Source organism: Mesorhizobium sp. M7A.F.Ca.CA.004.12.1.1 (genome assembly GCF_003997835.1).
GTDB lineage: Bacteria > Pseudomonadota > Alphaproteobacteria > Rhizobiales > Rhizobiaceae > Mesorhizobium.
On the sequence record NZ_RZRK01000187.1, the window covers coordinates 1 to 8,924 of the forward strand.

An 8,924-nucleotide genomic window follows, 5' to 3' on the forward strand; every position below is an offset into this window, starting at 1 on the left:
TTTCCTGGGCAGACTCTGAGCGTGTCGGGATCGAGCGCCGGGACTATCGCGGTCCAATGGTGCATGAAGAAGAAGCCCGCCGCGGGCGTTGCCCGAGATGTGAGGCGCTGCAGTGCTTGCATGCAGGGGCCCAGGCAAGGGCGCGATCCGGCTATCGACCGGAACCATCAAGCAACCGGGCGGACGGGTTAATCCCCACAGGGCCAACCTCTTGGGACGGCTGCGGTATTTCCCCAAAAATTTAGTTCGCCAAGGGAACAGCTGCTGGTGAGGAAGGCCGAAGCTGCAATTTGGCTCCGGCCTGAGCGGTCCTCAGTCTTTGCAGCTTTCATCGGCCTTTGCCGCCGCGGCCTTATCACCATGCTGCTGCGCCTCAATGTCCTGCTGCGAGGTTGCGAGATTCTTGTCCCCGCCGCCTTCAGCGCCCGCCAATGGCATTGTGGCGCCATCCTTGGCGGTTGGCTTGCCCGCGCTGTCCGTGGCTTTCGGGGCCTCTAAGGGCGCGTGAGTTCCATCTTTCGAAATGCCGGCGGTCTGCTCGGCATCCGTCCCGGCATTGGAAGCCGACTTGTCCGGGCATGCGGCGATCGCAGACCCGGCAGAAAGTGACATTGCGATCGCGATTGTCAATGAAGCCATTTTCATCATGCTCATCCTTCTGTTCGAGTGCCCTGCGGATGAAACTAGCGGCGCATTTCTTTGTTCCGGACTATCGGTCCGCTGCCCGACAAAGCCTGTCAACGGGCAGGTATGGCCGGCAGGAGCGAAGCCAGGCTCTCTGTGGCAGAGGGCATCACATCTCTCGCGTGGAAGCGCGAAAATCGTTACTTTTCAGAGGGCTCTTGCGGTGGAGACGCCACAATCTTGCCCGGTTGCGGCCACAATCGGTTAATACCGTGATAAGCAATTCCTGCGCACAAAGGATCGGGGTTCGAAGGCGTCGCTGGTATTGGTCGGGTGAGTGTTTCGGCTTCTTCGACGGTTGGATACGACGTCTAGGCAAGACTGAAGGGGACATCAGGAAAATGCAGGCTGTGACGCAACCGCGTCTTCGTCGCGCTGCTACAGTCGCGTTGTTCGCCATGTCGGCCGCCTTGCTGGCGGCTTGTGCGTCGCAGCCCGAGCCGAAAGCGATGGTCTACAAGAAGACCCGCTCCAAGGAATATTTCGCCGAATCCGAATATGGCGTGAAGGCAAGCCCGCGTGTGATCTCCCAGAATGGGCGCATCCAACGTGGCGGCGGCAGGGATCAGCTCGGCAAACCCTATCAGGTCCGCGGCAAGTGGTATTACCCGAAGGAAGACAAGCGCTACGCCAAGGTCGGCCTGGCCTCCTGGTATGGCGATGCCTTCCATGGCCGGCTTACCGCCAATGGCGAAGTCTACGACATGACCCACCTGACCGCAGCGCACCCGACCATGCCGCTGCCAAGCTATGCCCGTGTCACCAATCTCAAGACCGGCAGTTCGGTCATCGTTCGCGTCAACGATCGCGGCCCATATCACGAAGGCCGCATCATCGATGTGTCGGAGCGCGCTGCCCAGATGCTTGACTATGTCAACACCGGCACCGCTCAGGTGAAGGTCGAATATGTCGGCCGCGCGCCGCTTGACGGCGATGACGACCAATATCTGATGGCTTCCTACCATCCCGGCAACAGGGTGCCCGACCCGTCGGACGGACTGCCGACCGGCGTCATGGTCGCCATGAACGGGCCGTCGCCAAGCCTGCCTGCGGGCAGCGCGGCCGTGCCGTTTCCGGGCCAGTTGACCGATTCCGGTTCTGTCCAGCCGGTCATGTCGGCGCAGTCGTCGGCGTATGGCGATCTGGCGCTTCCGGATTTCGGCCCGATCGTGCCGGAACGCCCGCAGATCAATCTGCCGCCGCAATCACCGTTTGCCATGGCCTCGCTGTCCTATGCCGACGAGCGGGTCGAACGCGCCTCAAGTGCCTTCGCCGCGATGGGTGGCGACGGGATGTCGCCGGCCGACGTGCTTCAATCGTGGAAGCGGCAGCCGCCACCGGCCGGTCCGTCCACCGACTACGTCGCTGCCGGTTCGTTCGAGGATGCCGGAGAAGCCAAGCGTATTGCCGCTCAGCTTGCCGCCTTCGGCAAGATCGAGATCCAGCGTTCGGAACTCGACGGCGAGGATTGGTATTCGGTCAATCTCTATCCCGATGGCCACCGCAATCTGGACGAGATGTTGCAGGCTGCCTGGTCGCATGGCGCTCCCGATGCGCTGGCTGTGCGCAACTGAGTACAAGCCAGGCTGGATTTCGGCTACGCGGTTGATCCGCCGTGCAAAAAGCCCGATACTTTTTGCGGGCTTGCCGGCGGTGCCGGCCAACGGGTCGAACATCATGCAATTTCGCTTGCTCCCGCTCGCCGGGCTTCTGGTTTTTGGCCTGCTGCTGTTTTTCCAGGCTCCGGCCGGCGCGCAGCTGTTCGAGACCAAGGCCGCACAGGCCTTCATGATCGACGCCGAGACCGGGACGGTGCTGTTTTCCAAGGATGCCGACAAGCCGATACCGCCGGCCTCAATGGCCAAACTGATGACCATGGAAGTGGTTTTCAACGCCATCAAGTCTGGTCGCCTGAAGCTCGACGATACGTTCGTCGTCAGCGAAAACGCCTGGCGCAAGGGTGGCGCGCCTTCGGGGACATCGACGATGTTCGCCAAGCTCAAGTCGTCGATCCGGCTCGAAGACCTGATTCAGGGCGTGACCGTGCAGGCGGCCAATGACGGCTGCATCATCATCGCCGAAGGCATGTCGGGATCCGAGGACAATTTTGCCGCGCAGATGACCGAACGGGCCCGCCAGATCGGCCTCAAGACGTCGACTTTCGTCAATTCGACCGGCCTGCCGGCGGATGGCCAACAGACGACCGTGCGCGAGCTGGCGCAGCTCGCCCTGCACCTGTGGCGTGATTATCCGGATTTCTACCGCTACTACGGCCAGAAGGATTTTACCTGGAACAAGATCTCGCAGAGGAACCGCAATCCGCTGCTGGCGATGGACATCGGCGCCGACGGCCTGGCGGTCGGTGCGAGCGAGGCAGCCGGCTTCGGCATCGTCGGTACGGTCAGTCACAACGGCACACGGGTGATCGCGGCGATGAGCGGGCTGGCCTCGGACAAGGAGCGTGCCGAAGAGGCGCGAAAGCTGCTCGACTGGGGTGTCCGCTCGTTCGAGAAGACCGAAATCTTCGCCAGGGACGAGGTGGTTGGAGAAGCCCAGGTTTTTGGCGGCGCCAAGCCCGGGGTGATGCTGAAGGCCAAGGGTCCGATCGACATCTTCCTGCCGATCACCAATCGCGACAAGCTGACGGCCAGGATCGTCTATGACGGCCCGATTGCAGCACCGGTGGAGGAGGGGCAGCCGGTGGGCGCGCTGCGCGTCTGGATCGGCGATACGCTGAGCCAGGAGACGCCGCTTTTCGCCGCCGAATCGATCGGCGTCGGCACGCTGCCGCAGCGCGCCCTCGATGCAGTCAAGGAACTGGCGGTCGGCTGGCTGCGCTAAGGCACGTCGCTCAAATCTGACCATGGTTTTGGCGAACGACGTGCATGAAAGCAAAAAATGACGGCATGGACGTTTGGCCGAACGCGGACTATCTAGAGCGCTACAATCCCATTCAGCCATGGACAAGAAGGCCTCTCGGTTGGCACGCGGTTTTTTCATCACCTTCGAAGGCGGCGAGGGGGCAGGCAAGTCGACGCAGATCGAGCGGCTGGCCAGGAAGATGCGCGCCAAGAAATACGATGTGCTGCTTACCCGCGAACCTGGCGGCTCGCCGGGCGCCGAAGCCGTCAGGCATGTGCTGCTTTCGGGCGCGGCCGAACCGTTCGGACCGAAGATGGAAGCGCTGCTTTTCGCCGCCGCGCGGTCCGATCATGTCGAGCAGCTCATCCGGCCGGCGGTCGAGCGTGGCTCCATCGTGCTTTGCGACCGCTTCCTCGATTCCTCACGCGTCTACCAGGGCGTCACAGGCGGCATCGATCCGGCGTTCATGGATGCGCTGGAGCAGGTCGCCATCAACGGCATGATGCCGGACATGACGCTGATCTTCGACATCGATCCGGCGGAAGGCCTGAGGCGCGCAACGCTGCGGCGCGGCACCGAGGCAGTCGCCGACCGCTTCGAAAAGGAGACGCTGGCGATCCATCAGGCCCGCCGCGAGGCGTTTCTGGCGATCGCCAAGGCCGAGCCGGAGCGCTGCATCGTCATCGACGCAGCCGCCGAGCCCGACGCGGTCGAGAACGTCGTCACCGCGGCGGTGTTCGCGGCACTGGCGGCGAGAACGCCGGCACGCGACAGGCAGGCAACGCCGGCATGATCTTCGAGCGCATTGCACCCGAGCAGCACGACACGCTCGACGGCGTGCCGGAGCCCTCCGAAACGCCCCTTCTGGTCGGGCACGGCCAGGCTGCGGGCGTGCTCACCGCTGCCTATCGGGCGGGCAAGCTGCCTCATGCACTGATCTTCTCCGGACCGGTCGGCATCGGCAAGGCGACGCTCGCCTTCCACCTTGCGCATCATCTGTTGAAGCACCCGGATTTTGCGAACGCGCCGGAAAGCCTTGCCGCTCCCGATCCGGCGTCGTCGCTGTTCCGCCAGATCGCAACCGGGGCGCATCCTTCCGTGCTGCATCTGACCCGGCCGTTGAACGACAAGACCAAGAGTTTCAAGACAGTCGTCACCGTCGATGAGATCCGCAAGGTCAGCCGCTTCCTGTCGCTGACCTCGCACGACGGCAGCTATCGGGTGGTCATCGTCGATCCCGCCGACGACATGAACACCAATGCCGCCAATGCGTTGCTGAAAAATCTTGAAGAGCCGCCGGCACGGACGCTGTTCATCCTGATTGTCCACGCGCCGGGCAGCCTGCTGCCGACGATCCGGTCGCGCTGTCAGGTGGTGCGATTGAACCCGCTCGACGCCGACGACCTGATGACGGTGCTGGAAACGACCGAGCCGGCGCCGCCTGGCGATCCGGCGGCTCGCGCGGCACTGGTCGGGCGGGCAGGGGGCAGCGCCCGCAACGCGATCCTGTTGACGCAGTATGGCGGGCTGGAGATCGCCTCCACGCTCGACGCTCTGGTCACCGGCAGAAAGAGCGATGTCGGCGGCGCGTTTCGCCTCGCCGAAGCCGTGGCCGGCCGCGATCAGGCGATCCAGTTCGATATCTTCAACCGCCGGGCGCTGGACCTGTTGTCGGACGCGGCAAGTCAGGCAGCACTGGCGGGCGATCTCGCACGGGCCAAAAAATTGTCGGACACTTGGCATGAGGCGCTGGACGCTATATCTGAGACCGATACCTACAATCTCGACAAGAAGCAGCACGCCCTGATCATGATCGACCGCCTGAATTCTGCAATGCGAATGTGACGGTTTTCCCGATGCATGCCGTTGTCCCCAAAACCGGGGCCACTTTTGGGCGGCATGCATTGGCATCGGGATGGCAAATGCTGCCTCGATACGATATCCACCGCCACGCCTTTCCATTCAGACATTCATGACGGTTCATTCATGTCACGCGACAAGTTCTACATCACCACCCCGATCTTTTATCCGAACGGCAAGCCGCATATCGGCCACGCCTATACGGTCATTGCAACCGATGCCCTGGCGCGCTTCCAGCGCCTGGATGGCAAGGACGTATTCTTCCTGACCGGTACCGACGAACACGGTCTGAAGATGCAGCAAACGGCCGAGAAGGAAGACATAACGCCGCTGGCGCTGGCCGACCGCAATTCGGCGATTTTCCGCGCCATGACCGATGCGATGGGTGGCTCGAACGACGACTACATCCGCACGACGGAACCGCGCCACTACGAATCCTGCCAGGCAATCTGGAAGGCGATGGCCGCCAATGGCGACATCTATCTCGACCGCTATAGCGGCTGGTACTCGGTGCGCCAGGAAGCCTATTTCGACGAAGGTGAGACGATCGTCGGCGACGACGGCGTGCGTCGCGAACCGCTTGGATCGCCCGTCGAATGGAACGAGGAAGAAAGCTACTTCTTCAGGCTTTCCGCCTATCAGGACAAATTGCTGGCGCTTTATGAGAGCCAGCCCGACTTTGTCGGTCCGACCGAGCGCCGCAACGAGGTGCTCAGCTTCGTCAAGTCCGGGCTGAAGGATCTGTCGATCTCGCGCACGACCTTCAAATGGGGCGTGCCGGTGCCGGGCGACGACAAGCATGTGATGTATGTCTGGGTCGATGCCTTGACCAACTACATCACCGCCGCCGGCTATCCCGACACAAAGGCCGAGCAATGGCGCTATTGGCCGGCTACGCACATCATCGGCAAGGACATTGTCCGCTTCCATGCGGTCTATTGGCCGGCCTTTCTGATGTCGGCGGGCATCGAGTTGCCAAAGCGCGTTTTCGCGCATGGCTTCCTGTTCAACCGCGGCGAGAAGATGTCGAAATCGGTTGGCAACGTCGTGGATCCATTCGCGATGGTCGAGCACTACGGTCTCGACCAGGTGCGCTACTTCTTCCTGCGCGAGGTGCCCTTCGGCAACGACGGCAGCTACAGCCATGACGCGATCGTCAACCGCACCAATGCCGACCTTGCCAATGGTCTCGGCAACCTGGCGCAGCGCTCGCTGTCGATGATCGCCAAGAACTGCGGCGGCGTGGTGCCACAGCGCGGCGACCTGACGGATGCCGACAGCGCGATCCTGGACCAGGCCGTCGCCGCTCTCGACACCGCGCGCAAGGCGATGGCCGAGCAGGGCATCCATCTGGCGCTGGCGTCGATCTTCGGCGTGGTGGCGGAAGCCGATCGCTACTTTGCCGGAGAGGCGCCATGGGCGTTGAAGAAGACCAACCCGGTGCGCATGGAAACGGTGCTGTGGACGACCGCCGAAGTCGTGCGCCGCGTGGCGGTGCTGTGTCTGCCCTTTACTCCGGGATCAGCCGCCAAACTGCTCGATCTGCTGGCGGTGCCGGCGGACAGCCGCGATTTCGCGCATGTCCACGCGGACCATGCGCTGGTGCCGGGCACCGCGTTACCCGTGCCGGAAGGGGTTTTCCCACGTTACGTCGACCAGCCGGACGCGAACGTCTGATGCTCGTCGACAGCCACTGCCATCTGGATTTTCCAGATTTCGCCGAGGAGCGGGCTTCCATTGTCGCTCGCGCCAAGGCGGCCGGTATAGGCCGCATGGTGACGATCTCAACTCGCGTGAAGAGATTTCAGCAAATTATTGAAATTGCAGAGACTTTCGACGAAATATACTGTTCGGTCGGCACCCATCCGCACAATGCCGCGGAAGAGCTAGACGTAACATCTGCCGATCTGGTACGGCTGGCCGCCCACCCGAAAGTGGTTGCGATCGGCGAGGCCGGTCTCGACTATTTCTACGACAAGGCGCCACGCGATGCGCAGGCACAAGGCTTTCGCAATCACATCGCCGCCGCACGCGAAACGGGGCTGCCGCTGGTCATCCATTCGCGCGATGCCGATGCAGATATGGCTGATATTCTTGAGGCCGAAACGGGGAAGGGCGCCTTCCCCTTCATCCTGCATTGCTTTTCTTCCGGACATAGGCTCGCCGAAATTGGCGTCGCTCTCGGCGGCTACGTGTCGTTCTCGGGTATCCTGACCTTCAAGAATTCGGCTGAGTTGCGCGCCATTGCCGCCGATGTGCCGCATGACCGCCTGCTGGTCGAAACCGACGCGCCCTACCTGGCGCCCGTGCCGTTTCGCGGCAAACGCAACGAGCCGGCCTATGTCGCCCATACCGCCAAGGTGCTGGCCGAAACCATCGGCGTCAGCGAAGCTGAAATCGCCGATCTGACGACGGATAATTTCTTCCGGCTGTTCGGCAAGATGCCGCGGCCTGTAGAGCAAAGCGCCTGAACGATGACCGACCGGCTGCGCCTCACCATTCTCGGCTGCGGCTCGTCGCCGGGTACGCCGCGCATCACCGGCGACTGGGGCAATTGCGACCCCGACAACCCGAAGAACCGGCGCACGCGTGCCGCCGCACTCGTCGAGCGGATCGCGTCGAATGGCGGCCGCACGACTGTGGTCATCGACACGGGGCCGGATTTTCGGCAGCAGATGCTGCTGGCCGGCGTTAAACGTATCGATTCGGTCGTCTATACCCACCCGCATGCCGACCATATCCATGGCATCGACGATCTGCGCGGCTTCGTTCTCGATCAGCGCCAGCTGATCGACGTTCATGCCGACAGGGCGACGATGCTTCGGCTGCGGGAAGCGTTCGGATACTGTTTCGAGACGCCGCAAGGCAGTTCCTATCCGCCGATCGTCAGGCCGCATCTCATCGACCACACCAGGCCGGTGGTCATCGAAGGAGAGGGGGGTACCCTCACCCTCGAGCCGCTGCCGCAGATCCACGGCGACATCGTATCGCTCGGTTTCCGCATCGGCGGCCTCGCCTATTGCCCCGACATCAGCGACTTTCCGGAACCCACCGCCGAACGGCTGCGCGCCCTCGACGTGCTGATCATCGACGCGCTGCAATACCGGACACATCCTAGTCACCTGTCCCTTGGCGAAGCGCTTGATTGGATCGAGCGGCTGGCGCCGATACATGCGGTGCTGACGCATATGCACGTGCCGCTCGACTACGCAACGGTGGTGGCCGAGACACCAGCCAATGTCGAACCAGCCTATGATGGGATGATGATTGAAATCCCTTACGAATCAGCGTGAAAGAAACAGAACTTCATGACCGGCTCCAGGGCTCGCGTACCCAAAGCGCTGCCGATGCCGGTATGCATGACGACGTGACCTCACCGTCTCGGATACGCTGCCCGGCACACGGCCATCACAGTATCGCGAAGCCAGCGATGGGCCGGGTCGGCGTCCATTCGCGGATGCCACATCGCCGATATCTTGAACTCCGGCGTGGGGACCGGGACTTCGAAGGTCGCAAGA

At 62.5% G+C, this 8,924-nt stretch carries 8 protein-coding genes and 1 pseudogene; 7 read left to right on the forward strand and 2 right to left on the reverse strand.

The window, feature by feature from the left end:
- Positions 1 to 312: 312 nt before the first annotated feature.
- On the reverse strand, positions 313 to 654 hold the full coding sequence (locus EN984_RS12410) for a hypothetical protein (protein WP_236383389.1): 342 nt from the start codon (positions 652 to 654) through the stop codon (positions 313 to 315).
- Positions 655 to 1,025: 371 nt separating this feature from the next.
- Between EN984_RS12410 and EN984_RS12415 the strand changes: the two genes are divergently transcribed.
- From EN984_RS12415 to EN984_RS12445, 7 genes are all read left to right on the forward strand, one after another.
- A complete protein-coding gene (locus tag EN984_RS12415; RefSeq protein ID WP_127273444.1) occupies positions 1,026 to 2,258 on the forward strand; it encodes a septal ring lytic transglycosylase RlpA family protein in 1,233 nt (410 codons plus the stop codon).
- Between the two features lie 103 nt (positions 2,259 to 2,361).
- The gene (locus tag EN984_RS12420) at positions 2,362 to 3,525 is read left to right on the forward strand and encodes a D-alanyl-D-alanine carboxypeptidase family protein (protein WP_174800326.1); all 1,164 of its coding nucleotides are present in this window, start codon (positions 2,362 to 2,364) and stop codon (positions 3,523 to 3,525) included.
- A gap of 139 nt (positions 3,526 to 3,664) precedes the next feature.
- Complete coding sequence (gene tmk / locus EN984_RS12425) at positions 3,665 to 4,339, forward strand: dTMP kinase (RefSeq protein ID WP_164748920.1); 675 nt, start codon at positions 3,665 to 3,667, stop codon at positions 4,337 to 4,339.
- On the forward strand, positions 4,336 to 5,391 hold the full coding sequence (locus tag EN984_RS12430; RefSeq protein WP_127269115.1) for a DNA polymerase III subunit delta': 1,056 nt from the start codon (positions 4,336 to 4,338) through the stop codon (positions 5,389 to 5,391). Before tmk ends, EN984_RS12430 begins: the two co-directional genes overlap by 4 nt.
- Positions 5,392 to 5,532: 141 nt before the next feature.
- Positions 5,533 to 7,083 (forward strand): methionine--tRNA ligase, encoded by a 1,551-nt coding sequence (metG, locus tag EN984_RS12435; protein ID WP_127269114.1) that lies wholly within the window; start codon positions 5,533 to 5,535, stop codon positions 7,081 to 7,083.
- The gene (locus EN984_RS12440) at positions 7,083 to 7,877 is read left to right on the forward strand and encodes a TatD family hydrolase (RefSeq protein ID WP_127269113.1); all 795 of its coding nucleotides are present in this window, start codon (positions 7,083 to 7,085) and stop codon (positions 7,875 to 7,877) included. Before metG ends, EN984_RS12440 begins: the two co-directional genes overlap by 1 nt.
- Positions 7,878 to 7,880: 3 nt before the next feature.
- A complete protein-coding gene (locus EN984_RS12445) occupies positions 7,881 to 8,699 on the forward strand; it encodes an MBL fold metallo-hydrolase (protein WP_127269112.1) in 819 nt (272 codons plus the stop codon).
- An 80-nt stretch (positions 8,700 to 8,779) separates the two neighbouring features.
- Here the strand turns inward: EN984_RS12445 and EN984_RS38715 are convergent.
- A pseudogene (locus EN984_RS38715) lies at positions 8,780 to 8,924 on the reverse strand (LysR family transcriptional regulator); the annotation flags it as partial.